Source organism: Halomonas sp. KG2 (genome assembly GCA_030440445.1).
GTDB lineage: Bacteria > Pseudomonadota > Gammaproteobacteria > Pseudomonadales > Halomonadaceae > Vreelandella.
The window spans coordinates 509,857-535,187 of the sequence record CP098528.1; the positions used below are offsets into that span (position 1 = coordinate 509,857).

General features: G+C 53.7%; 23 protein-coding genes. 19 read left to right on the plus strand and 4 right to left on the minus strand.

Annotated features, from left to right (window positions below):
- Positions 1–61: 61 nt before the first annotated feature.
- From minC to sbcB, 4 genes are all read left to right on the plus strand, one after another.
- On the plus strand, positions 62–811 hold the full coding sequence (minC, locus tag NDQ72_02500) for a septum site-determining protein MinC (GenBank protein ID WKD28832.1): 750 nt from the start codon (positions 62–64) through the stop codon (positions 809–811).
- 157 nt (positions 812–968) lie between these two features.
- Positions 969–1,787, plus strand: a complete 819-nt coding sequence (minD, locus tag NDQ72_02505; protein WKD28833.1) for a septum site-determining protein MinD — start codon at positions 969–971, stop codon at positions 1,785–1,787.
- Entirely contained in the window at positions 1,784–2,035 is a 252-nt protein-coding gene (gene minE / locus NDQ72_02510; GenBank protein ID WKD28834.1) for a cell division topological specificity factor MinE, read from the plus strand. The genes minD and minE overlap by 4 nt, the downstream gene beginning before the upstream one ends.
- 163 nt (positions 2,036–2,198) lie before the next feature.
- Entirely contained in the window at positions 2,199–3,692 is a 1,494-nt protein-coding gene (gene sbcB / locus NDQ72_02515) for an exodeoxyribonuclease I (protein WKD28835.1), read from the plus strand.
- Between the two features lie 59 nt (positions 3,693–3,751).
- On the opposite strand, the gene NDQ72_02520 is transcribed toward sbcB, so the two are convergent.
- Both NDQ72_02520 and NDQ72_02525 read right to left on the minus strand, forming a co-directional pair.
- On the minus strand, positions 3,752–6,598 hold the full coding sequence (locus tag NDQ72_02520) for an insulinase family protein (GenBank protein ID WKD28836.1): 2,847 nt from the start codon (positions 6,596–6,598) through the stop codon (positions 3,752–3,754).
- Positions 6,599–6,606: 8 nt separating this feature from the next.
- Positions 6,607–7,284, minus strand: a complete 678-nt coding sequence (locus NDQ72_02525; protein ID WKD28837.1) for an SOS response-associated peptidase — start codon at positions 7,282–7,284, stop codon at positions 6,607–6,609.
- 187 nt (positions 7,285–7,471) lie between these two features.
- Here NDQ72_02525 and NDQ72_02530 point away from each other — a divergent pair, with 187 nt between their 5' ends.
- Together NDQ72_02530 and NDQ72_02535 are read left to right on the plus strand one after the other, a co-directional pair.
- Positions 7,472–8,086, plus strand: coding sequence for a WHG domain-containing protein (locus NDQ72_02530; protein ID WKD28838.1), 615 nt, complete (start codon positions 7,472–7,474; stop codon positions 8,084–8,086).
- On the plus strand, positions 8,083–8,754 hold the full coding sequence (locus NDQ72_02535; GenBank protein ID WKD28839.1) for a 1-acyl-sn-glycerol-3-phosphate acyltransferase: 672 nt from the start codon (positions 8,083–8,085) through the stop codon (positions 8,752–8,754). The genes NDQ72_02530 and NDQ72_02535 overlap by 4 nt, the downstream gene beginning before the upstream one ends.
- An 11-nt stretch (positions 8,755–8,765) precedes the next feature.
- Here NDQ72_02535 and NDQ72_02540 read toward each other — a convergent pair whose 3' ends face one another.
- The gene (locus NDQ72_02540; protein ID WKD28840.1) at positions 8,766–10,043 is read right to left on the minus strand and encodes an HlyC/CorC family transporter; all 1,278 of its coding nucleotides are present in this window, start codon (positions 10,041–10,043) and stop codon (positions 8,766–8,768) included.
- Between the two features lie 118 nt (positions 10,044–10,161).
- Entirely contained in the window at positions 10,162–10,959 is a 798-nt protein-coding gene (gene ccsA, locus NDQ72_02545) for a cytochrome c biogenesis protein CcsA (protein ID WKD28841.1), read from the minus strand.
- 246 nt (positions 10,960–11,205) lie between these two features.
- Here ccsA and ffh point away from each other — a divergent pair, with 246 nt between their 5' ends.
- From ffh to NDQ72_02610, 13 genes are all read left to right on the plus strand, one after another.
- Positions 11,206–12,624, plus strand: coding sequence for a signal recognition particle protein (ffh, locus tag NDQ72_02550; protein WKD28842.1), 1,419 nt, complete (start codon positions 11,206–11,208; stop codon positions 12,622–12,624).
- A 290-nt stretch (positions 12,625–12,914) separates the two neighbouring features.
- Positions 12,915–13,163 (plus strand): 30S ribosomal protein S16, encoded by a 249-nt coding sequence (rpsP, locus tag NDQ72_02555; GenBank protein WKD28843.1) that lies wholly within the window; start codon positions 12,915–12,917, stop codon positions 13,161–13,163.
- Positions 13,164–13,236: 73 nt separating this feature from the next.
- Positions 13,237–13,782: a ribosome maturation factor RimM gene (gene rimM, locus NDQ72_02560; GenBank protein WKD28844.1), complete on the plus strand. Its 546-nt coding sequence runs from the start codon at positions 13,237–13,239 to the stop codon at positions 13,780–13,782.
- Positions 13,783–13,883: 101 nt separating this feature from the next.
- On the plus strand, positions 13,884–14,645 hold the full coding sequence (gene trmD / locus NDQ72_02565; GenBank protein ID WKD30334.1) for a tRNA (guanosine(37)-N1)-methyltransferase TrmD: 762 nt from the start codon (positions 13,884–13,886) through the stop codon (positions 14,643–14,645).
- A gap of 218 nt (positions 14,646–14,863) precedes the next feature.
- Entirely contained in the window at positions 14,864–15,220 is a 357-nt protein-coding gene (gene rplS / locus NDQ72_02570) for a 50S ribosomal protein L19 (protein ID WKD28845.1), read from the plus strand.
- Between the two features lie 124 nt (positions 15,221–15,344).
- Positions 15,345–16,226 carry a site-specific tyrosine recombinase XerD gene (xerD, locus tag NDQ72_02575; GenBank protein ID WKD28846.1) on the plus strand — a complete coding sequence of 294 codons (882 nt, stop codon included), beginning with the start codon at positions 15,345–15,347 and terminating at the stop codon, positions 16,224–16,226.
- Positions 16,201–16,992, plus strand: a complete 792-nt coding sequence (locus NDQ72_02580) for a DsbC family protein (GenBank protein WKD28847.1) — start codon at positions 16,201–16,203, stop codon at positions 16,990–16,992. Before xerD ends, NDQ72_02580 begins: the two co-directional genes overlap by 26 nt.
- 86 nt (positions 16,993–17,078) lie before the next feature.
- Positions 17,079–18,395 carry a homoserine dehydrogenase gene (locus tag NDQ72_02585; GenBank protein ID WKD30335.1) on the plus strand — a complete coding sequence of 439 codons (1,317 nt, stop codon included), beginning with the start codon at positions 17,079–17,081 and terminating at the stop codon, positions 18,393–18,395.
- 3 nt (positions 18,396–18,398) lie between these two features.
- Positions 18,399–19,787 carry a threonine synthase gene (thrC, locus tag NDQ72_02590; GenBank protein ID WKD28848.1) on the plus strand — a complete coding sequence of 463 codons (1,389 nt, stop codon included), beginning with the start codon at positions 18,399–18,401 and terminating at the stop codon, positions 19,785–19,787.
- Between the two features lie 6 nt (positions 19,788–19,793).
- Positions 19,794–21,593 carry a DHHA1 domain-containing protein gene (locus tag NDQ72_02595; GenBank protein ID WKD28849.1) on the plus strand — a complete coding sequence of 600 codons (1,800 nt, stop codon included), beginning with the start codon at positions 19,794–19,796 and terminating at the stop codon, positions 21,591–21,593.
- Positions 21,594–21,666: 73 nt separating this feature from the next.
- Positions 21,667–22,899: a hypothetical protein gene (locus NDQ72_02600; protein ID WKD28850.1), complete on the plus strand. Its 1,233-nt coding sequence runs from the start codon at positions 21,667–21,669 to the stop codon at positions 22,897–22,899.
- Between the two features lie 121 nt (positions 22,900–23,020).
- Complete coding sequence (locus tag NDQ72_02605; protein ID WKD28851.1) at positions 23,021–23,635, plus strand: YitT family protein; 615 nt, start codon at positions 23,021–23,023, stop codon at positions 23,633–23,635.
- Between the two features lie 169 nt (positions 23,636–23,804).
- Positions 23,805–25,271: a cytochrome P450 gene (locus NDQ72_02610; protein ID WKD28852.1), complete on the plus strand. Its 1,467-nt coding sequence runs from the start codon at positions 23,805–23,807 to the stop codon at positions 25,269–25,271.
- Positions 25,272–25,331 lie beyond the last annotated feature (60 nt).

Genomic DNA, 25,331 nt, shown 5'->3' on the forward strand with positions numbered 1-25,331 from the left:
CAACACCCAGCGCGAGATTGCGCTACCTTTATCTTACCTGAACATGACATGGAGTTCGGCCATGAGCCTCAACGCCAACAGTGCCGACATTGCCTTCACCTTTAAAGGTGGCATGCTGCCAATGACCGTCATGGAATTGAGCAGTGCTGACCCGGAACACATACGAAGTCAGCTAGCTGGCAAGTTGTCGCAATCCCCCGCGTTCTTTCAGCATACACCGGTTGTGCTGAGCGTGGAAAAACTCGATGAACCTCACTTGGCGCTTGAGCGCATTTGCGCGGTATGTCGCGATCATAAATTACTGCCGGTAGCTGTACGTGGCGGAGCCGAGCCAGTACGTCAATCCGCCTGGGCATTAGGACTAGGCTGGTTTGCCCCTGTTGAAGAAGGGCGGGCTAGGCTATTAGAGAGCGTTGATGCTACTGCTACCTCTGATGACGCCATAGACGAGGTGGAAGCTGCCGACCAGGAAGTGGTTGCGGTAGCAACGCGATTATTTCGCGGTACGGTGCGTTCTGGCCAGCAGGTAAGCGCATCAGAAGGCGATTTAGTGGTTATTGGGGCAGTAAATGCGGGCGCTGAAGTCCTGGCGGCTGGTAGTATCCACGTCTACGGAGCGCTTCGCGGACGTGCCTTGGCGGGTATTCATGGCAATACCCAGGCGGGTATTTACTGTCGAGAATTAGAAGCAGAGCTTCTTTCTGTGGCAGGCAATTACAAACGGTTAGAAGACATTGATTCACAGTTGCTTGGCCGTGCCACAGAGGTGCATTTCGCTAAAGAGCAGCTGGAAATTAAGCCGCTGGGTTAATTCAAACGCATGAGCGTGTGTTGGTGCTTAATGCCTAGCGACGTCGCAAGCGCTATACGTTACAGTATGTCATGTTGTTGACATTGATGTTCCCGTTATGCGCAGTGCGACCCTTAAAACGCGCTCGCGATGAACGACTTCAAGAAGGAAGTAACTCTTGGCCAAAATTATTGTAGTGACCTCCGGTAAAGGGGGGGTTGGTAAGACCACTAGCGCTGCCGCTATTTCAACAGGACTTGCCCTGCGCGGTAAAAAAACAGTCGTTATTGATTTCGACGTTGGTCTACGTAACCTCGACCTGATCATGGGCTGTGAGCGCCGCGTTGTTTATGACTTGGTAAACGTTATCCAAGGGGAAGCAGGGCTTAACCAAGCGCTGATTCGCGATAAACGCGTTGAAAACTTATTTATTCTTCCAGCCTCTCAAACCCGTGATAAAGATGCACTGACGCAGGAAGGCGTAGAGCGAATCCTTGAGCAGCTCAAACAAGATTTTGATTTTATCTTGTGTGACTCTCCCGCAGGTATCGAGAGGGGGGCTCAACTCGCTATGTACTTCGCTGATGAAGCGATTGTTGTCACGAATCCTGAAGTTTCCTCAGTGCGTGACTCTGACCGCATTTTGGGATTGCTTGGCTCCAAGACGCGGCGCGCTGAACAAAGCTTAGATCCTGTTAAAGAGCATCTGCTGATTACGCGCTATAACCCCTCTCGCGTAACGTCTGGGGACATGCTGACCCTTGATGATATTCGTGAAATCTTGTCTATCGATCTGCTTGGCTTAATCCCTGAGTCCGAAGCGGTATTACGTGCATCGAACCAGGGGGTTCCCGTTACTCACGATGCGGCGAGCGATGCAGGTCAGGCGTATTCAGATACTGTATCGCGCCTATTAGGTGAAGATATGCCTCTGCGCTTCCATGAAGTACAGCGTAAGGGATTGTTGAACCGTATGTTCGGGGGTGGTCGGCGATGAAATTGCTGGAGTTCTTGAAGCGTGAGCGCAAGAAATCCGCCTCGGTGGCTAAGGAGCGTTTGCAAATTATCGTGGCGCATCAGCGCGGCCAGCGCGGTCAGCCAGATTATATGCCGCTGCTCGAGCGCGAGCTGTTGGAAGTCATTCGTCGTTATGTACAGGTCGATGATGATGCCATTCAAATTTCGCTGGATAGCGAAGACAATTGCTCAGTGTTGGAGCTCAACGTTACGCTGCCGAAAGGTTGACGTTTCCATATGGAAGCAGCATAGCCAGTCATTAAGCGTGGCTATTCGCTAAGAGGGGCGGCGAGAGGCGCTGCGGTTGTGCTAGGCTTGGGCTTTTGTACCCGCTTCGGCAAGCGCTTCGTTGGCTTGTAGGCGGGAAGCTACGCTCAAGGAGATTTCATCAATGGCGCCACCTAATGCTGCCCCTGCCAGTTTTCTCTGGCATGACTATGAGACATTTGGTGCTGATCCGCGTCGTGATCGGCCCGCTCAGTTTGCCGCATTACGTACTGACGCCGAGCTTAATGAAATCGGTGAGCCGATAGAGCTCTACTGCAAACCTGCTGATGACTACCTGCCGCACCCGGCTGCTTGCTTGATTACTGGCATTACACCGCAAAAAGCGCAGCGGAAAGGCTTGCCTGAGGGGGAGTTTGCCCGCCAAGTCCAAGGCTTTATGAGTGAGCCAGGCACTTGCGTGGTGGGCTATAACAGCCTTCGTTTTGATGATGAAATCTCCCGCCACTTGTTTTATCGCAACCTACTTGACCCTTATTCCCGTGAATGGCAAAACGGCAATTCCCGTTGGGACTTGATTGATGTGGTGCGCGCGTTTTACGCCTTGCGTCCCGACGGCATTGAGTGGCCGCAGCGGGAAGATGGTGCGCCTAGCTTTAAACTTGAGCACTTAACAGCGGCCAACAATATTGCCCATGAAGGCGCGCATGATGCGGTAGCTGATGTACGTGCCACCATTGCGCTGGCACGTCTGCTAAAAGCCCGAAACCCAAAATTATTCGACTATTTACTGGGCATGCGTGGCAAGCGTGCAGTGGCCAAGCAGTTAGACTTGCCTAGCGCTAAACCGCTTTTGCATATCTCCCGTCGTTACCCTGCTAGCCGTGGCTGTAGTGCATTAGTCATGCCGCTGGCCGAGCATCCGACGAATCCTAATGGCGTTATTGTTTACGATTTAAGCGTTGATCCTAGTGATTTGCTGACCATGAGTGCCGAGCAAATCAGAGAGCGTGTGTTCGTCAGTCAGCAGGACCTTTCCGAGGGGGAAGTGCGTATACCGCTGAAAGTGATCCACATCAATCGCTGTCCAGTCATCTTTCCAGCGACGGCGTTAAAGGATGTGGATGGCCCCCATAAAGGTGAATACGGCACGATCATTGAGCGGTTAACGATTGATATTGATGCCTGTCGCGGTCATTGGAAAACGCTGCGAGAGGCTAGCGGTGTGGCGCAAAAAGTAGCTGAAGTATTTAACGCAGCCTACGAAGATGTGCCTCAAGACCCTGACCTAATGCTCTATTCCGGCAGCTTTTTCTCTGCGGCTGATCGCCAGCAAATGGAGCGAGCATTGGCAATGGATCCCTGGGATTTAGTCGGCCAGCGCTTTGCCTTTCAAGATCCTCGCCTGGAGGAAATGCTGTTTCGCTACCGTGCGCGTAGTTATCCAGACACGCTGGAGGGCGAAGAGCGGGATCAGTGGGACGCGTTTCGCTGGATGCGCATTAATGATCCGGCCTTGGCGGGCTTTACGCTGAAAGCATTTGCGCGAGAGATAGAGCGTTATAACCAGCAGACCCTATCGGATCGCGAGCGCCAAGTGCTGGAAGAGTTGGTGATGTACGTTGAGTCGATGATGCCAGCTCAGGCATTTGATGCCTGAGCTGGTGGGCCTAGCTAAATCAATACTTAGTTAAGCGAATTTGTGTCGCTAGTGAGCACTCATTGTGCGTCGCTAAACGGCATGCGTACTTCTCGGTAGGCAGCGATATCGCTGGGTGAGTCGCCAGGGTTATAGCGAATATCTAACTGGTGCGATTGAAGCGTAGGCCACAGGGCCTGCAGTTCTTGTACGCTAACACCCAGCGCTAGTGTGGCGAGCTGTTCACGGCGATCAAAGCGCACGTCCTCCAGTGCTGTGGCTTGCCAGTAGCGGTTTGCCATGCCCTGTAGGCTTGTGTCTCGCTGGGTCAAGCGAGAATGAACCGCTTGACGATGCGCTGCTAACGCTTCCTCGGTTAATGTCTCCAGGCGCTCGCCTGCTGCCGCCATAAAGGCGTCCATGCGCTCGGCGATCATGCCGCTCTCAACATCCGGCGACTGAACTACCAAGGCAATTCCCGGCGCTTCTAACAGCGGTGAGTAACCCGCATTAACGATGTAGCCAAGCTGCTCCTCAGTACGTAGTTGCTGATAAAAGGGCGTATCCAGCCATTGAGCCAATACGCTGAGGCGCGCCTGCTCTTCAGGTGACGTGTCGCGACCCTGTAAATAACGCAGCACAAGCGACTCTTCGCGGCTGCTGTGTGGGTGAAGCACCTCAGGCTGATTGCTCACCTGTAGCGCTTCAAGCGCAGGGATATCCTCACGAGAGAGACGTGGTGATAACGCGCCGCGTATTACACTGGCCTGTTCACGAGCCAGCTCTTTATCCAAATTGCCAACGGCCATTGCGTCGATGTAAAGCGCGTCTAAAAACCGCTTGCGGAAGTTTTCTAAGTGGTGACGCTCTAACCGCTGGCTGGCATCAAGTAATTCAGTCGCTGACCACTGGGGGGCCAGTAGCGCTTCGCCCAGTGCACGGCTTGCCTGGCCATAAAGCGATGCTTGGGGGGCGTTTCGCCACTCGCGCTGGAGCTGATAGCGCACACGTTCAAAGGCGCTGGGGGAAATGTCAGCGCGCTTAAGCTGTTCAATCGCTTGCTCTATCAGTGGTGTTTGTCCATCGCGCCAGCCTGAAAATGACAGCGTCATACCACGCCCGTGAGCATAGGCGCTGAACGACTGGCCAGCCAACCAAGCTGGATATAACGACTCGTTTAGGCTGTCATTTAGCCATCCCGCTAAGAGATGTGTAAGTACCGCTTCTTCCGGCGAATAGCTGGCGCTGGGGTGCTGAAGGCTTACCCGCCACTCAACGCTTGGCGTGTTAAAGCGGCTGTATTGCATGTGCCATGAGGTAAATGAAGGCGCATCAATCAACACCTCTGGGTGCTCATCTTGCCCCGCTTTGAGAGTAAGGTCACTGGCGATAAAAGGGTTGGGTTCCGGTAACGCTAGGCCACTTAGTGCTTGCCCCAGTTGAGTGGGTGGTTGCTCTTTCCATTGGGTGTTGAACCAGGGTGAGACGGTGTCGCTTTCTACGTCTGGCGCAGAGTAAAAGCGCAGCATATTATCTGGGGTTAGTGCATCGAGATATAGCTGCTGACGCTCACTATCCATACCATCCATCCGGTAGGGCGCATACTGGACATCATCCACCGGATAACGAGAAAGGCTCATAGCTAAGCGGGTGGCTTCCTGCTGAGGTGCGCCATGCTGCTGGAAACGGAACGCTTGTTCATTCAGGTTTTTTTGTTCCTCGTAGCGCCACTCAGCTAACCCTTCCTCGCGTATCTGCTCAATGGCAGCAAATAGAGTAGCCTCAATATCGTCCAGTCGTTGTGCCCCGGCTGGCGTTAAGCTAATCGAGATGGCAAAGAGCGCCTCATTGCCGTCTCCTCGGCTTACTCCCGCCGAAAGTGCATCTGCAAGACCCTCGTTGCGTAGCGCTGCCAGCAAGCTGCCGTCGCCTTCATCGCCAAGCAGGTGGGAAAGGAGCTGAGACGGCTTTGTGCGGTAGTCGTCGATAGGGTCGGGGATCGGAAAATAGAAGCGTAGCTGACGGCGATCCTGTAATGACTGACGCTCAATGTAGCGAGGCAGCGTGTCTGGATCGATCAGCGGCGTGTCAATGGTGGGAACGCTTAGGTCATTATCGGGAAGACTTGCAAAGCGTTCGACAACTAATGCCTCAAGAGTATCGAGTGACTGGGGGGCAACAATGGCCAGGTTCATGACGTTGGCATCATAGTAGCGATGATAAAAATCAATCACCCGCTCGCGGAGAGTGGCTTCACCCTCGGCTGGGTTAGCGAGGGTGTCACGGCTGCCCACTGCAAAGCCCGTGGTGGGGTTGCTAGGATTTAGTAGCTGATTCAACACATCGTTTTCACGGCGGGATTCATCACGAATGCGTGCCATGTACTCAGAGTGAACAATATTCCGTTCGCTTTCTAAGTGGTCGGCGTTAAATAGCGGCGAAAGGAAGAACTCGCTAAAGCGGTCCAGCGCGCCTGGCAAAGCCGAAGGCTCAACATCAAAAAAATAGTTGGTGTCTTGTTGGGCGGTAAACGCGTTGTGGGAGCCCGCATTATCAGAAATGTAGCGCTGGTAGGCATCGGACTGAGGGTACGGTTCAGTGCCTAAAAACAGCATATGCTCTAAAAAGTGGGCTAGCCCCTGCAGGTCGTCAGGGTCTTGAGCGCTGCCTACGCGAACGTTCATTGAGGCGGCAGCTTTATCGGCCTCTGGATCACTAACTAGCAGCGCTTGAAGGCCATTTTCCAGCGTCAGTACGCGGTAATCGCGTTCGTCAAATGGGCTGACGATGGGCGTGATGGCGTCCTTCACAGGGGTGTCTTGAGCGAAGGCGAAAAAAGGAGTGCACCAAGTGACGCCAATCACGACGCCGATGACGGCCTGCCGTACAGCGTGACGGTTAGGCAGAGGTTCATTAGATCGTAACATTACGGTTCCTATGGCACAGCCCAGCGCAGCATCGGCCCCACCGGGTGGGCGCAGGATGATGACTGATAGGCAGGATTATTAACATGTTTTGATACCGGAAAAGCGCCCAACAGTTCCAATGGTGCAGGCATTAATAGCGCATTGAGTGCTTCAAGGTCGGTCGTCGGGTCCAGCCAGCGCATTAACGCTTCAGGAGGGATAACGACAGGTAATCGGTCAGTCAGTGAAGATAGGCAGGCGTTGGCAGGTACGCTGATCAGCGCCGTCGAGTCAGTAAATGCGGTGAGCGTTGTGTGGTAACGGCACCATAAAGCACCCAGTAACAGTGGTCCTCGGTTAACGTGGGTCACTAAATAGGGTTGCTTGCTGTGTGCTTGTATCTTCCAGATATAAAACCCGCTGACTGGAATGACACAGCGGCGGGCGCTAAACGCCTCGTTAAACATAGCGCGTTGGTTAAGCGTTTCTGCTCTAGCGCAATGGGGCGCGTGGTCGAGTACTTTCAGCCAAGGAGGCGTTAGCCCCCAAAATAATGGCTGAAGCCGCAAACGTCCCTGCTCAAGCCGTATTGCCGATACAGGCTGCCGGGGCGCTAAGTTAGGCGATTCGATAAGTGGTTCAGTATCAGTCAGCGAGGGCACAAGGCGTGATAGCGTGAGGCGCTGCACGTGAAGGCGTCCCGTCATGCCTGTCTCCTTATGCGAAATGGGGGTCGTGAGAGTACAAAATGGCGGGGTAACGCAACAATAGGTTAAATGTCGTGTTTTAGTGTCGAAAACAGTGTTCGATGTAAGGTATCCTAGCGTATCCCTTGCTCACGCTAAAGCGCGATGAGGCATTCTTCCTGTTTGCCGTTGACCTTAAGAGATCGCCATGGCCCGTCCTAGACAGCATGCGCCCGATGCCCTCCACGCGCAGGTCATGCACGCTTGTGATGAGTGGTTGGCTAAGCAGCCAGTCCATGGTTTGTCACTGCGTGCCCTGGCCAGAGAAGTGGGCTGCGCGCCAAGTACGCTGCTTAAATTATATGGCAGCTTTAATAACTTATTGCAGCACGTCAACGTTGAAACGTTGGCACGCTTACAGCATACCATTACTAGCCTGGCAGAAGATGATCCTGAGCCATGGCTGCGCTCGCTAGCGCTCGCTTATTGGCGCTTCGCTGAGCAAGGTTGCTACCGCTGGCAGCTGCTATTTGATTATCCACTGGCCCAAGAAGGCGAGCTGGATCAGCGCCAGAGCGATCTTATTGAAGCACTGTTCACTCAGGTGGAGACGTCGTTGAAACGGTATCAGCCAGCATTGGATGACCTTGAAGCACGACGTCTAGGTCGCACCCTCTGGGGGAGCGTACACGGCTTGGTACAGCTTGGATTAAACGAGCGCTTAGGCTATTGGCAAGGCCAGCAGTTGAAGGTGGATGAACTGCTGGATCAGCTAATGAGCACGGTGCTGGCTGGCCTGCGCCTCCGGGAGGCGGCGACGTGACGTGGTGGTTGGAAATGGTGCGTTGCGCGTTGCGTCGCGCCATTTATGTCGTTATGTGTGTGTGTTATCGGTTCTCTGTACATGGCCAAGAGAATGTACCTAAGCGCGGTGCTGCCCTGGTAGTCTGTAACCATGTCAGTTTTATGGATGCGTTGGTGTTAGGCGGCGGTAGTCCCAGGCCACTACGGTTTGTGATGGATCAGCCCATCTTTGAATCTCGTTGGCTAAAGTGGTGGTTCCAGCTCGTGGGCGCGATTCCGATTGAGTCAGAGCGGCATAGTCCTGGTGCGCTGCGTCGTACGCTGGATGAGGTGAGCCGTGCGCTTCGCGAAGGTGATATCGTAATGGTGTTTCCTGAAGGGCGCATCACCCCAGATGGCGATATCCACGCCTTTAGGCGCGGGCTCGAAACCATTCTTGCTCGCGATAATGTGCCCGTGATTCCGGCTGGCTTGGCGGGGCTGTGGGGGTCTTGGACATCACACTACGGTGGCAAGGCACTTAAAAAATGGCCGTCACGTTTTCGTGCGCCGGTCAGCTTACACTTCGGGCCGCCGGTATTGGTTCATGAGGTGGAGGATATTGCCTTGCGTCGCTATTTAGAGGCCCGTGTGAGGGCGCTGAAGGCAGCGGGTGATAGCGAAATCACCCACCGCCAAATTGGTTAGACGGTCAGTCGCTACGTTCGGCGTGCAAGGCGCAGCTTTTGCCAGCAGCGTGCTGAAGTGATCAGGTTGTCACGGATTTCTAAAATTTCCATCCGCGTATTACCAATCTGCAAGCAGGCAGGCCCTTCCGGAAACGCCTCCAGGTGCTCAAGGATTAAGCCATTCAGGGTTTTGGGGCCGTCAGTGGGCAGTTGCCAGCCAAGCATTTTGTTAATTTCACGAATATTGGCAGTGCCCTCAATGACATGGCTACCATCATCTTGCTGATGAATTTCATCATCTTCTGAGACATCGGTGGTGAACTCCCCGACAATCTCCTCAAGAATATCTTCTAAGGTTACCAAGCCTTCCACGTCGCCGTACTCATCCACCACAATACCAATACGCCGCTTCTGCTTTTGGAAGTTCAGCAGCTGTGTATGTAACGGTGTGGATTCGGGAATGAAATACGGCTCCCGTGCTTCTTGAACAATCGCCGCTTTGGTGACTTCGCTACGCGATAAAAAGCGTGCTGCATTGCGTAGATGCAGCATGCCAATAATATTGTTGATATCGCCTTTATACACCGGTAAACGGGTATGTTGGCTGGTGCGGATCTGGGTCAGAATATCTTCCAGCGTGTCGTCAAGATCGATGCCAAGAACTTCGTGTCGGGGCACCATGATGTCGTTAACCGTGACATTCTCAAGATCAAGGATCGACAGCAGCATAGCGCGGTGTCGGTAGGGAATTAGCGTGCCTGCTTCGTGAACGACAGTGCGCAGTTCATCGCGGGTTAAGCTGTCGCCGCCGTTCTCAACACTTTTAACGCCCATTAGGCGTAGCAGGCCATTTGAGATGACGTTGACTAACCATACCAATGGGTAAAGTAGTTTGAGCAGGGGTTCCAGGCCCAGGGAAGTAGGGTAAGCGATCCGCTCAGGCTTGATGGCCGCGTAGGTTTTCGGTGTGACTTCGGCAAAAATAAGGATGGTAATCGTCAGCAGCGCCGTTGAGATAGCGGGGCCGGAGACGTCGCCAAAGAAGTGGATGGCAATGATGGTCGCAATTGAGGCGGCTAAGTTATTGACGAAGTTATTGCCAATTAAAATAACGCCAATTAGTCGATCGGGACGCGTTAATAACCGCATGACACGCTTTGCGCGGCGATCACCGCTGTTAGCTTGATGGCTTAGTCGATAGCGGTTTATCGACATCATGCCTGTTTCAGAGCTGGAGAAAAAGGCAGACAGCAATATCAAAATGGCTAGCAGGCCGAACAGTAACCCCAGGGGGAAGTCGTCGCTCAAGTCGAAAGTTCCTTTATGGCGTATTAGGCTCGATTTTTAGAAGTATGGAAGTGGCCTGTCAAGGCCACTGTTATCAACGCCAAATTAAATCGGTGCTGATAATGCGGTGAGTATATGTTTAGCGATTGAGCAAGACTTCCAGTACAAACTTGCTGCCAAAGTAAGCCAGCAGTAGCAGTATGCACCCACCCAGCGTCCAGCGCACAGCGCGCATGCCACGCCAGCCAAAACGATAGCGACCCACTAAAAGTGTGGTGAAAATAATCCACGCTCCCAACGAAAGGACTGTTTTATGCACCAAATGCTGCGCGAACATATTGTCGAGAAAGATTAGTCCGCTGATGATCGAAAGTGTCAGCAATATAATGCCCGACCATACCAGTTCAAACAGCACTCTTTCCATGGTGGTGAGCGGTGGTAGCGATTGCACGATGCCACGAATATGGTGATGGCGCAGTGCTTGGTTCTGTAGGCCGACCAGCACCGCTTGAATCGCCGCAATTGCCAAGACGGCAAACGCCAGCGCAGAGCTGACGGCATGCAGTAAAATGCCGGGCGTTAAGCCGCTTTGGCTCCCCTGGCTTGGTAACCAAGTGGCAAAAATAAGCGCGATACCCGCGAGAGGGAATAGCACAATGCCAGCGTTGAGCACCGGCTTAAACAGGCTGGCGACGAGCACAACGTTGACGGCCACGGCCATCAGAAGCGTTGCGCTGGTAGTGAAACCGGGCAGTAGCCCTGGGGCTGAGCTAACAAGCTCCACAACTACTGGGATATGCAGTAAAAGCCCAAGCGCACCAAGTAGGCGCACCATGCCCTGGCGTGGTGGTACGCGACGAAATAGAGTCATGCCCTGCCAAATAGCAGCGGCGACATAGAGTATAAAAGCGATCGTGGCGAAAGGGAGCGCCTGCATGATGCTATCCGTGCGCCTTGCAGCGCGTTGTTGAATCCAGAGTCATTGAATCAACGCTGTGAAAGTCAGCGGTGCTAAATCGTTCAAGCTAGAACAGTCTGCCTACTATAACCAATCATAGCGGCGTCGCACAGCCATCGATAACCAATGTTGACGACCATGGAGACTCGCGCGGCGAGCGCGTATAATCGATCCTACATTCGTCCGGTGTAACCGCCCGGCGACAACGACGGAGGCAGAGGCCCCATGTTTCAGAATCTGAGTGAGCGTCTTTCCCAGACGTTGAAGTCGATCAAAGGCCAAGCGCGGCTAACTGACGACAATATCAAAGACACCCTGCGCGAAGTGCGTAAAGCACTGTTAGAGGCAGATGTCGCCTTGCCGGTGGTGAAGGCATTTATTGAGCGTGTTCGTGAACGTGCTGTTGGTCAGGAAGTCTCGAAGAGCCTCTCGCCAGGCCAGCAATTCGTTAAAATCGTCCAGCAAGAGCTGGAAGCGATTATGGGCGAAGCCAATGAAGGTTTATCCCTAAAAGGCTCACCTGCGGTCGTGTTGATGGCAGGCTTGCAAGGGGCGGGTAAAACCACCTCTGTTGCTAAACTGGCGCGTTACCTGCGTGAACGCGAAAAGAAAAAAGTGCTGGTGGTTTCCGCCGACGTTTATCGTCCGGCAGCGATTGATCAGCTAGAGACACTGGCAAAAGAAGTCCAGGTTGATTTCTTTCCGTCTCGTTCCGATCAGAAGCCAGTGGATATTGCCACGGCGGCAATCAAACACGCCAAAATTCAGTTCCATGATGTCGTATTAGTCGATACCGCCGGGCGGCTGGCCATCGATGAAGCGATGATGGCCGAAATCCAGGCACTGCATAAGGCAATTTCACCGGAAGAAACGCTGTTTGTGGTCGATGCCATGACCGGCCAGGATGCGGTGAATACGGCGAAAGCATTTCACGATGCACTGCCACTGACCGGGGTGATTCTCACCAAGGCTGATGGTGATGCCCGTGGTGGTGCAGCACTTTCGGTACGCCATATCACTGGTAAGCCCATTAAGTTTATGGGGGTTGGTGAGAAAGTAGACGCCCTAGAGCCCTTCCATCCGGACCGTGTGGCATCACGGATTCTGGGTATGGGCGACATGCTGTCGCTGATCGAAGAAGCCGAGCGCACGGTAGATAAAGACAAAGCCGCCAAGCTGGCCAGCAAGGTCAAGAAGGGTGACGGTTTTGATCTGGAAGATTTCCGCGATCAGTTACAGCAGCTCAAAAAAATGGGCGGCATGGGTGGCCTGCTTGGCAAGCTGCCTGGCATGGGGCAAATGGCTGATATGGCACAAGGCCCTGGTCCGGAAAAAGAGCTTGGCAAGCTGGAGGCATTGATTAACTCAATGACCCCCAAAGAGCGCCGCAAGCCCGATATTATCAATGGTTCGCGCAAACGCCGTATTGCAGCGGGTGCTGGCCTGCAAGTACCTGACCTGAATCGCCTGCTAAAACAGCATAAGCAGATGCAGAAAATGATGAAAAAAGCCGGCAAAAAAGGCGGGATGCAGAAAATGATGCGCGGCATGTCGGGCATGATGGGCGGCGGCGGGCCGGGTGGTCCTGGCGGCGCAGGTGGCATGGGCGGTATGGGTGGCCCCGGCGGTCTTCCCTGGCGTTAAGCCATTGTTAGCAACGTTGTAACGTGCTTGGCAAGGTTGACGGCTTAAGAGTTTTCTGGCTGTCAGGCTTTCCAAGCAGAGCGCATTTGCGTAGAATGCGGCCTCTTCATGCGTGGGTGTTGGCAAAAATGCGCGAGCATCGCCTTACCATCTGCCAGTGAAGAACCTGATGGTACGCAGCAAATCACTGATTTTAGTCTGCAGTGCCGAGAAAATAGTATGACGAGTGTTCTGTTAGCGATCTGCGCTATTGCACACTCTCGTAACCTCAACCGAAGGATAGTTATCGTATGGTTACCATTCGTTTGGCACGTGGTGGCGCCAAAAAGCGTCCCTTTTATCACCTGACTGTTACTGATTCACGCAACGCCCGTGATGGCCGTTTCATCGAGCGTATCGGCTTCTTCAACCCGGTTGCCCGTGGTCAAGAAGAGCGTCTGCGCGTTGATCTTGAGCGTGTTACTCACTGGCAGAGCCAAGGCGCCCAGTTGTCTGGTCGTGTTGCTGAGCTGGTTAAAGAAGCGCGTAAACAGGCTTAAGCCGGTTAATGCGTGACTGTCAGTAAGTGATAGCAGGTGATGTTGTCGTTGTAATTTGTTGGAGCGGTCGTCGATGACGCGTTTTGAAACTAGCCATACAGACGACGCACATGTGGTGCTTGGTAAGCTAACTAGCCCTCACGGGATTAAAGGTTGGCTTAAGGTCTACTCCTATACCAATCCCATAGACAGCATCATGGAATACCCAGAATGGTGGGTGCGCCAAGGGGAATCCCTCACGCGTATGACCGTGATTCAGGGACGTCGGCAAGGCAAGGGTCTTGTAGTGCAGCTAAAAGGTGTTGATGACCGAACGGCAGCCGAAGCGCTGGCGCAAACGGACATTCTGATGCCGAAAGAGGCACTGCCTACGCTTTCCGATGATGAGTATTACTGGCATGAGCTTGAAGGCTTAACCGTCTTCACTCAGTCAGGCGAGCGGCTAGGGCAGGTCAGTTACCTGTTTGAAACCGGCGCAAACGATGTCATGGTGGTGCGCGGTGATAACGACGCAATTGATAAGCGCGAGCGGCTGCTACCTTTCTTACCCGATGATGTGATTGTTGAAATCAGCCTCGAAGATGGCCGTATGGTCGTGAATTGGGATCCTGAGTTTTGAAAACAAGTTTGAGTAAGCAGTTGTCGAGCGAGCTCACAGTAACTGATTCAACTGTTACTGCAGCAAACGGTGAAGAAAGCAGCTTAACGGATGCTCCCGCGATGTGGATTGGCGTGGTATCGCTGTTTCCAGAGATGTTCGATGCGATTACCCAACAAGGTGTGGTCGGTCGAGCGGTAGAGAAACAGCGTATTGCCCTGGAGTTTTGGAATCCGCGCGATTACGCCACCGACCGCCACCGCAGCGTGGACGATCGCCCTTACGGCGGCGGCCCCGGTATGCTGATGAAGGTAGACACCCTGCGGGCTGCTATCTTTGATGCTCGGCAACGAGCAGAGCAAGCAACGGGACAATCGCCTACCGTGATCTATCTCTCGCCCCAAGGGCGTAAGCTGGATCAGCAGGGAGTTCAAGCGCTCGCCTCAGCAGGCCCTCTCGTAGTGGTCGCTGGGCGCTATGAAGGCATTGATGAGCGCGTGGTGGAAAGTGACATTGATGAAGAATGGTCAATTGGTGACTATGTGCTGAGCGGTGGTGAGTTGCCAGCAATGGTGCTAATTGACGCGGCGGCACGGCTGGTACCCGGTGTGTTGGGCCACCAGGATTCCGCTATCGAAGACTCGTTCAATGATGGCTTGTTAGACTGTCCGCACTATACCCGTCCTGAAACGATCGACGGGCGACAAGTGCCTGATGTGCTGTTAAGTGGTAATCATGCGGCCATCAAGCGCTGGCGGTTAAAACAGTCGTTAGGCCGTACATGGCAGCGCCGTCCTGATTTATTAGCGGGGCGTACGCTTGATGCCGAGCAACAGCGGCTTCTAGACGAGTTTATCGAGGAACACGCTCTGTCAACTAAGTGATTGTTTTTCAATTGCATAGAACAGGGCGGCGGTGCAGGGCAAATTAGGCCGGTAGTCTGTGAGACAGATAGTCTATGAGACAGTTAGTCTACGAGACTTAGCCTACGCACCTGCGTCACCCATAACGACTCCCGCGTAGCTCGTTTCGAGCGCCGGGATCACGGTTTGCCCCTTCCACAACTGCGTGGCAAGCCATTACGTTATTTAGGAGTATGAAAATGAGCAGCAAGAACAAGGTGATCCAGGCGATCGAATCCGAGCAAATGGGCAAAGAGATTCCGGCCTTTGCACCGGGCGACACCATCGTCGTTCAGGTTAAAGTAAAGGAAGGTACTCGTGAGCGTCTGCAGGCGTTTGAAGGTGTGGTCATCGGTAAGCGTAACCGTGGCCTGAACTCCGCTTTCACCGTACGTAAAATTTCTCACGGTGTTGGTGTTGAGCGTACTTTCCAGACCTACAGCCCGTTGGTTGACTCTATTGAAGTCAAGCGTCGCGGTGACGTTCGTCAAGCCAAGCTGTACTACCTGCGCGAGCGCAGCGGCAAGTCGGCGCGTATCAAGGAAAAGCTGGCTTAACCGCCACTTTTTCACGGGCGCACGCTGTTTTTGACATGCGTCGCGCTCGGATACCAAGACCCCGTCACCGCTTTGCGGGGCGGGGTTTTTGTTTGTGGTACCACCGTCAAGAGACCGTTAGCCTATGAGCGTGATAGATGCCTATCTAGATGCCTTATGGTTAGAGCAAGGGGCAAGCGACCATACGCTAGCGGCCTATCGGCATGACTTAACTGCTTGGCAACAGCAGCTCGAAAGTGCGGGAGAAACACTGTTAACTCCCTCGTCAGAGCGTTTTAGCGAGTGGTTGGAAGTACGTCGAGAACAGGGCTATCAATTACGCAGTAATGCACGGCTACTCTCGTCGCTGCGCAGTTTTTACCGTTGGGCACGGCTCTATGGGCATATTGCCAGCGACCCATTGGCCAATGTGTCACTGCCGCGGGTACGCCCTAGTTTGCCGAATACCCTGGAAGAGGAAGAGGTTGAGCGTCTGTTGCTCGCTCCTGATATCAGCACCGCGCTTGGCGTTCGCGACCGCACCATGCTTGAGCTGCTATATGCCTGCGGGCTACGCGTGTCGGAGCTGGTTGGATTGACTGGCGATGCGGTCAATCTTCGCCAAGGGGTTGTTCGTGTTAGGGGCAAGGGCGATAAAGATCGGCTGGTGCCAATGGGTGAAGAGGCTGCCGAGTGGATAGAGCGTTACCTAAAAACGGCGCGGCCCGCGTTGATGCAAGATCCTACACGGCCCGCGCTGTTTCCTGGGCGGGCGGATAAAGCCATGACCCGGCAAACGTTTTGGCACCGCATTAAAGCCCACGCTATCACTGCGGGTATTACTCGGCCCTTGTCGCCTCACACGTTACGCCACGCATTTGCGACCCATTTATTGAATCATGGCGCTAATTTGCGGGTCGTACAGCTGTTGTTAGGTCATAGCGATCTATCTACAACGCAAATTTATACGCATGTTGCCCAGGCGCGCCTGGAGCAACTGCATGCAGAACACCATCCGCGAGGTTGAAGATACAATGCATCAACATATGTCTTTCGTTGCTAAATCCTGTGTTTCTTGGCTAGCGCTGGCAGGGTGTTTACTGCCTGCTGTTGCCAGTGCTGATGCAGTGTCCGAGCAGCTGATGGAGAATTTACAAGTTAATGGCCAGTCAATGCCGGTGGAGCAGGTAAACGCAACGCCAATGGACGGGGTGTATCACGTCGTCCTGGAAAGTGGGGAGTCTTTTTACTCCAATGCCGATGGCAGCCACTTTTTGGTAGGGGACCTCTATCAAAATGCGGATAATGGTTTGGTTAACTTAACCGAGCAGGCGCGTAATCAGGAAAGGGCTACAGTGCTTTCTGCCATTCCAGCGAGCGAGCGAGTCGTTTTTCAAGGTGTGGGTGAGCCGAAAGCCACGGTAATTGTGTTTACGGACCCTACCTGCCCATACTGCGAGCGCCTACATGAAACGGTGCCTGAGCTTAACGAGCGCGGCATTGCAGTTCACTATATGGCTTTTCCACGCGCAGGCATGGGAAGTGGTGCTGCGACGACGCTTGAGCAAGTGTGGTGTTCGGATAACCGTAGCGAGGCCATGACTCAAGCTAAACAAGGCCAAACGCTTGCGGCATCGGCAAACTGCGATAACCCCGTTGCCGATCAGTACGAATTAGGTAAAGCTGTGGGCGTGCAGGGTACGCCTGCGATTGTGTTGCCCGACGGGAAAATGGTGCCAGGGTTTGTACCCCCCGACCGGCTCGTTAGCATGTTAGGCTTGGAAGACGAATAACGTCACGAGTAGTGACGAACGATAACGCTGAGACACTGATTTAAGAGGCGGCACCTATGGGTGCCCATCACGAAAGGGGAAGTATTTTGAAACCGGTAAGAGTAGGCATTTGTGGGTTAGGTACGGTCGGTGGCGGTACATTTAACGTCTTAACACGTAACGCTGATGACATTAGCCGTCGTGCTGGCCGCCCGATTGTGATTGAGCAGGTTGCCCACCGCAGTATTCACCCTGACTGCGATATTACCGGCATTAATGCGACCTCTGACGTGTTTGAGGTGGCTAATAACCCTAACGTGGATGTGTTGGTAGAGCTGATTGGTGGCTACGATCTCGCTCGTGAGCTGGTGCTAACGGCGATTGAAAACGGCAAGCACGTTGTGACTGCCAACAAAGCCTTGATTGCTGTTCACGGTAATGAAATTTTCCGCGCCGCGCACAAAAAAGGCGTCATTGTTGCCTTTGAGGCGGCTGTGGCGGGCGGTATTCCAGTCATCAAATCGCTACGCGAAGGCCTTGGTGCTAACCGTATCGAGTGGGTGGCGGGCATCATAAACGGCACCGGCAACTACATTCTTACCCATATGCGTGATGAAGGCCGCGCGTTTGAAGACGTGTTGGCTGAAGCTCAAGCACTAGGTTACGCGGAGTCTGACCCCACTTTCGACGTGGAAGGTATTGATGCCGCCCATAAATTGACCATCCTGGCGTCAATTGCCTATGGCGTGCCGCTGCAGTTTGATAAAGCCTTCACCGAAGGTATTTCTCGCATTACGGCAGAAGACGTCGAACAGGCCGATAACCTGGGTTACGTGATTAAACACCTGGGTATCTCTAAACGGACCGACCAAGGGCTAGAGCTCCGGGTTCACCCGACGTTGATTCCTAAAGAGCGCCTGCTGGCGAATGTGCACGGCGTTAAAAATGCGATTGCTGTGATGGGCGATGCGGTTGGTCCAACACTCTATTACGGCGCTGGCGCCGGTGCTGAGCCGACAGCGTCTGCCGTCGTAGCCGACCTTCTAGATGTTGCCCGTGATATCGCCACGGACCACCACTATCGAGTGCCTTACCTAGCGTTTAGTGGCATCGATGATGATGCCAGTCAACTGCCCATTATGCCGATGGAAGATATCACCACCGCGTATTATCTGCGTCTGTTGGCGGTGGATCGCCCGGGTGTGTTGGCGCGTGTTGCTACCATTCTGGCCGAGCAGGGCATCTCTATTGAAGCGCTGATCCAGAAAGAGGCGACTGAAGGTGAGTTGGTGCCGATCATTTTGCTGACGCATCGCACAAAAGAGAAACAGATGAACGATGCTATCCGTGAAATCGAGTCCATGGCGGATATTGCTGGGCCGGTTACCCGTATTCGCGTTGAAAGCCTGAGCGAAGGGGAGTAACTCATGCGTTATATCAGCACGCGCGGCCAAGCGCCCGCGCTCTCCTTTGAAGAGGTCGTGTTAACTGGAATGGCCAGCGACGGCGGACTTTATGTGCCGGAAACGCTGCCCGAGTTTTCTAAGGAAGAGCTGGCCAGCATGGCTGGCCTTTCCTACGCTGAGATTGCTTTTCGGGTCATGAAGCCGTTTGTAAATGGTGAAATTGACGACGATACCTTCCGTCGCTTGGTGACAGAAGCTTACGCCACGTTCAATCATGACGCCGTTGTGCCGTTAAAGCAGTTGGATGCCAATCACTTTCTGCTAGAGCAGTTCCACGGCCCAACGCTGGCGTTTAAAGATGTCGCACTGCAGCTATTAGGGCGGCTGCTGGATCATTTCCTGAAAAAGCGTGGTGAACGTGCCGTCATTATGGGCGCCACCTCTGGGGATACCGGCTCAGCGGCCATTGAAGGCTGCCGCCACTGCGATAACCTCGATATTTTTATTCTCCACCCGCACAACCGCGTATCAGAAGTACAGCGTCGTCAGATGACCTCGGTGCTCGCCAACAACGTCTTCAATATTGCTATCGAAGGCAATTTTGATGATGCTCAGGCAATGGTTAAGGCGAGCTTTGCTAATCAGGATTTCCTGAATGGCACGCGCTTAGTGGCGGTGAACTCGATCAACTGGGCGCGCATCATGGCGCAGATCGTTTACTACATTGCCGCTGGTGTTGCATTGGGCGCGCCTCAGCGGGAAGTGAGCTTCTGCGTTCCGTCGGCTAACTTCGGTAACGTCTTCGCAGGCTATATGGCGTTTAAGATGGGGCTGCCGGTGAAGCAGTTCATTATTGCTACTAATGCCAACGACATTCTGCATCGCACCCTTGCCGCCAATGATTTCTCCAAGAAAGAGTTGGCAGCGACCCTCGCGCCGTCAATGGACATCGTTGTTTCGTCAAATTTTGAGCGTTTGCTGTTTGACGCTTACGACCGCGATGGTGCCGCTGTGGCAGCGTTACTAGAACGTTTCCAGCAAGAGCCTACCGCGCTTGCCGATGCACCGCTGGCCAAGCTGCGCGAAAAATTCGCCAGCCATAGCGTTGATGATGCGACCATTCTGGAAGTCATTCGTGAAGCCCATCACCGTACTGGGGAGATCCTTGACCCCCATACGGCCACTGGCTATCGCGCTGCAGAGCGCGCACGAGTGGATACCACGACGCCGGTGATTACGCTTGCTACCGCGCATCCGGCGAAATTCGCTGAAGCCGTGGTCAAGGCAGGTTTCCAGGGTGTGCCGTTGCCCACTCATATGGATGATTTGCTTGAGCGCGAAGAGCGTTACACGGTGCTGCCCGCTGAGCTGAGTGCCGTGCAGCAGTTTGTCGCTGACAATCGGCGCTGAGGCGTCATGGCCGACGAACCAGCACTCACGCAGCAGAACGCCAATCAGCCACGCTTAGAGCCTCGTCCACTGGACGAGGCTATCTATGTGCGTGCCCAAGCGGAAGGCTTAAGCGAGCTACAAGCGCGGCTATTGGCCTCACGATTGCCGGGCTATAAGGGCGAGCTCGCACCACTGGTGGCGCCGAGCTTGCGTTACTTGGCGCATCCAGAAAGGCTAGCCGATGGTCGCCGTGCCGCTGAACGTATTGCCCAGGCAGTGGCAGAAGGGGAGTCCATCGGCATTCTCACCGACTACGATGTGGACGGCATCACCTCCCATGTGGTGATTCGGCGTACGCTGGTGGAGCTGTTTGGCGTATCCGAACACAAATTACATAGTTTGATTGGTCACCGTATCCACGATGGCTATGGCATTAGCCTGCCGCTGGTGGAGCGCACACTTGGTTTAAAACCGCTGCCCACGCTGGTGATTACCGCTGACTGCGGTAGCTCGGATGAGCCGCGAATTGCACGCTTGAAAGCTGCTGGTATTGATGTGGTGGTCAGCGACCACCACGCGCTGCCGTTGGAAGGCCCACCGCCTTCTGCCTATGCCTGCGTTAACCCGACACGCAGTGATTGTGACTACCCCGATAAAACGATCGCCGGATGCATGGTGGCATGGCTTTTGATGTCACTCGCCCGCGGCGTATTGATTGAGTGGGGGGCATTGCCTGATGCGACACCTAAGCTCTCACCGTGGCTCTCTTACGTCGCGTTGGGCACCGTAGCGGACTGTGTTTCGCTGGGCGGTAGTCCGGCTAACCGAGCAGTGGTTAACTACGGATTAACGCTGATCAACCGTATGGACGCTGCCTGTTGGCGCGCCATGGCGGCGCGGCTTGGGGCAGATAGTGTGCCGTTTAACGCTGAAACGCTGGCGTTTCAAATGGGGCCACGAATTAATGCTCGCTCACGGCTGGATGACCCCTATGCGGCGTTACACTTTATGCTCGCGGAAAGAGATAGTGTCGCCAATCGTCAGCTAGAAGTGCTTGATCAAGACAACCAGTCCCGCAAGGCGATTGAAGCGGACATGGCCGAAGAGGCGCGTGCGCTTGCCGTTTCGTCACTGGAGTCTAATGAGCCGGCGGTGGTGGTACTGCTGGAAGATGGCCACCCTGGCGTGCAAGGTATTGTCGCTTCGCGGTTAGTGCAGGCCTATGGCCGTCCCGCGTTGGTGCTGACCCGCGCGTCGGCGCCCAATATGTTGACCGGTTCTGGTCGCTCGATTGATGGCCTGCACCTACGGGATGCGCTGCAACGCACCTTTGAGTTAGCCCCTGAGTCGCTACCGCGCTTTGGCGGCCATAGTGGAGCGGCGGGTGTCGGTGTACCAAGAGAACAGTTAGCGGCCTTTAAAGCGGCATTTTTACAGGCCGTTGGTGAGCAACTGGGCGATACACCGCTTTACCCGCGGCTATGGACAGATGGCGAGCTCTCTACGTCGCAGCTATCGCTGTTAACGCTAAGCGAAGTTGAAGCGCTTGGCCCTTACGGGCGTGAGTTTGACCCGCCACTATTTGAAGGGCGCTTTATTGTTGAAGCACTGCGTCCAGTCGGTGCTGAAGGTGCTCACCTGATGATGGAGCTTTCCATGGGCGCAGTGACCAGCAAAGCAATTTGGTTCCGGGCGTTAACGCCAGGGGAGCTCCCCTCCTTTAGCGTGGGCGACACGCTGCACTGCGCCTATAAGCTCAATCGCAACCGCTGGCGAGGACGAGAGTCATTGCAGTTGATGGTAGAACACGCCAGCCCCGTCTAATCCTCGTTGCTATTCGCGGATTTTAGTCAGTGGACAACATCGTTTGATGGTTGAATAAGACAGGAAACTTGGTATGTCAGACTCGCTTAGTGGTAGCCATGTGGCTGCCAGACCGTCACGTATCCTGTTTTTCCCTCTGGGGTGGGTGCTTGCGCATACCGTGCGTTGTATCGAGATAGCCAACGTGCTGCGCCAACGCGGGCACGAGGTGATTTTCGCGGGTGATGATCCTAACCATCCCAGCTCTCGCTTGAACCTTGTTCAGGAAGCTGGGTTCCCTCTGCTCTATGCTCGGGAGCCGAATCTTCCTGATATATGGTCACGCTTTCAGCGTCTTGGCTGGAAAGCCTCCTTTTGGGATATGGTGCACCTACGCTATTGGGCGCCTCTGACCAAGATTATTGAGTCCCAATTGCAGGCTATCGAACAGGTCAAACCTGATCTAGTGGTGGGTGATGCCACGGTAAGTGCCAGTACCGCTGCGTACATTGCCGGCGTCCCGTGTGCTGGCATCATGAATGGCTATGCCGCGAGGTTGTTAACGCCGCCAACACCTACCTACTACGCTGCTAAAGGCTTAGACCGCTATTTACTGTCTGGTATCCGACGGCGACTTTATCAGAAGTATCAGCGGCCAGACCGAAATGCCTTTGACATGCTCTATCACATGCCAATGATTTCGCCTGATTTACCAGGGCTCTACAACTTGCCTAAACGGTTTCGCGATTATCATATGGTAGGGCCGATCTCCCCGGATCTAACGGCCCCGTTACCTGAATGGTTTGATGAACTTCAAGATGGCACGCCCAATATTTATATCACCATGGGGTCAACCGGGTTGTTAGAGCACTTCCTGCGCAGCACGTATCCCACGTTGGGAGCGCTGCCTTACCGTTTTATGGTGACCACCGGTGGTCAGGTAAGCGAAGAGGTGATGGACGCTGCCCCGAGTAATTTTCGTTTTACGCGCTATGCGCCTGGCTCACAGCTTTTGGCTCATGCTCAAGCAATGCTATATCACGGTGGCAATGGCAGTATGTATCAGTCATTAGCGGCGGGTGTGCCAATGCTGGCGCTGCCTGCCCACTATGAGCAGCGTCTCAATGCTCAAATTGGCGTGCGCCAAAAATTCGGCTTGCAGATGTCAGTGCGTAGAATTAATCCCAATAAATTGGTGCGACAGCTAGAGCGGCTAATGCATGAGCCCGTGTTTCGTCAATCTGCCCAGCGTTTTTCAAGCGCCGTGCAGAAAGCAAATGGGGCAGTCAATGCCGCGAATATACTAGAGAGTGCTCTGGGGCGTTGATGAAATAAGCGCCATTGCGTCGGAAATACCTGCTCCCTTCCCGGTGATTCTCTGTAAGGACACTGACGTTACAGAGTCTCTTGGAATAAGTGCTCGAATAATTCTACTAAAGGACATTCTCATGCGGGACGATCTGCCTCAAGATCCGCATAAATACTATGAAGATATGATGGCCATGGTACTTGGCACGCTGTTTGTTGCTTTAGGTGTGGCATTTTATACCCATTCAGTATTGATCACTGGCAGCACCGCTGGACTGGCATTACTGCTGAATTACGTGACTGGGTGGGGATTTGGTTTCTGGTTTTTTGCCATCAATGTACCCTTTTACTATTTGGCGATTAAGCGCATGGGGTGGAGTTTTACGCTGCGCACGTTTGCGGCGATTGGCTTGGTGTCGTTGTTTTCTGAACTCACCCAAGGCTGGGTACAGTTCGCCAATGTTCCGTCGCTGTACGCTGCGTTGATGGGGGGCGCTTTAATGGGCATAGGCATGTTGATGTTGTTCCGGCATCGAACCAGCCTTGGGGGAATTAATATTCTCGCGCTCTATCTGCAAGAAAAGCACGGTCTACGGGCAGGCTATGTGCAGTTGGGTATCGATGGGCTAATTTTGCTGGTGGCGCTGACCCAGCTACCGCTGGATCGCGTGGGTTACTCCGTGTTGGGGGCGCTGACGCTGAATTTGATTATTGCCTTGAATCACAAACCAGGGCGGTATATCGGTGTTAGTTAAATAGAACTAACGAGACAGGTCGCTAGAGATTTCTTATCAAGCAGGGTAACTAACCGTCGATGCGCCAAGCCGGCTGTTACTGTTAAGGTAGACGTCGTTAAATTTAGTTAAAAAGTATGTCCCGCAAATAAGAGTCGGTTTCCAAACATATAAAGTAGGGCAGGGGACAATGCACCACGATAGTGTTTTATGCGAAACGGTAACAACCAACAGTGTGAATGGCCAACAGGGGCTTGCAGAGGCATTGAGCCGGGCTAAGGGCTTGGAACCTCCGGTCAAGGTAACGCCTGTTTCATCCAGTAAAGGCATTGTGCATCGCTTGCGTTTGGCGCAGCAAAATTTGCTTTCGGTCTGGCGGGAGGAAGATTACTCAATACGTACCTCGCGCATGGCGCTGATGAAGCAAGACTATGTTCTGTGTAATAGCCCTGATACGGTTCGTCGTGTTTTTCTTGAGCAGCACGACAACTATGATCGTAAAAGTCCGCAAATGCGCCGTGCTCTGGAACCGCTTCTTGATGATGGGCTGTTTGTCAGCGATGGCGATTTGTGGCACCAGCGCCGACGTCAGTGCGCGCCATCGCTAACCAACGCTCTGTTACCTGGCTTCTGTACCACCATGACCGCCTCGGCGGAGGAGACTGCCAAGCGATGGGCCCAGCATCCCGCAGATGCGCCTATTGATATGCTGACTGAGATGGCGCATTTAACAGCGCGTATCATTGGCCGAACGATTTTTGGGGATGACACCACCGACGAAGAAGCAGAGCAGGTGGTGGCTGGCTTTACCGAATATCAGCGTCATTCTGAACATTTAGATATGGCCAATATGCTGGGATTGCCGTTTTTAAGTTTGCTAGGTAATCCACTGCGAAGAGCGCGTACGCGCTATTCAGCAAAACAAGTGCATGAAATTATTGACCGTATTATTGATCGTCATACGCACAGATCAGGGCAAGGGCAGCATAGCCTGATTGAGAGCTTTATGACGTCTATGAAAGATGGCGGAGATAATGGCTGTCCGATGGGCCGAAAAGCAGTGCGCAATGAAGCGATTGTCATGTTTATGGCAGGCCATGAAACGACGGCTAACGCATTGGCGTGGTGTTGGTATCTGCTTGATTATGACCCTCAGGCTATGGCGTGCCTGCAGCATGAACTTGATGACGTGCTCGGTGGTAGAACACCGTGCTTTGAAGATGTCGCTAAGCTGCCTTATACAATGGCGGTATTTGAGGAAGCCATGCGGCTATATCCACCGGTACCCATGCTGAGCCGACAAGCGCGAGGAGACGATAAGGTGCGCAATCGCGATGTGCGCGAGGGGACCGTTTTGCTCGTATCCCCTTGGCTGCTGCACCGGCACCGTAAATTGTGGGAAGCGCCCGATCATTTTGTACCTGAGCGTTTTCTTCCAGAGGCTCCACGTCCAGACAAATTTGCTTATCTACCCTTTAGCGTGGGGCCACGTGTTTGTCTCGGCAAACGCTTTGGGCTTTACGAAGGTGTTCTCTGCTTGGCAACATTGGCACAGCATTTCACACCTAAACTGGTGACAGGCCACCAAGTGAACATTGAGTGTCGACTGACATTACGCCCACAAGGCGGCCTACCCATGATGCTACAGCCACGCTGAAATGACTGATCAGGCGCTAAGCCAAAACCACCATACGATAGCGGCGATAAGACCGATTCC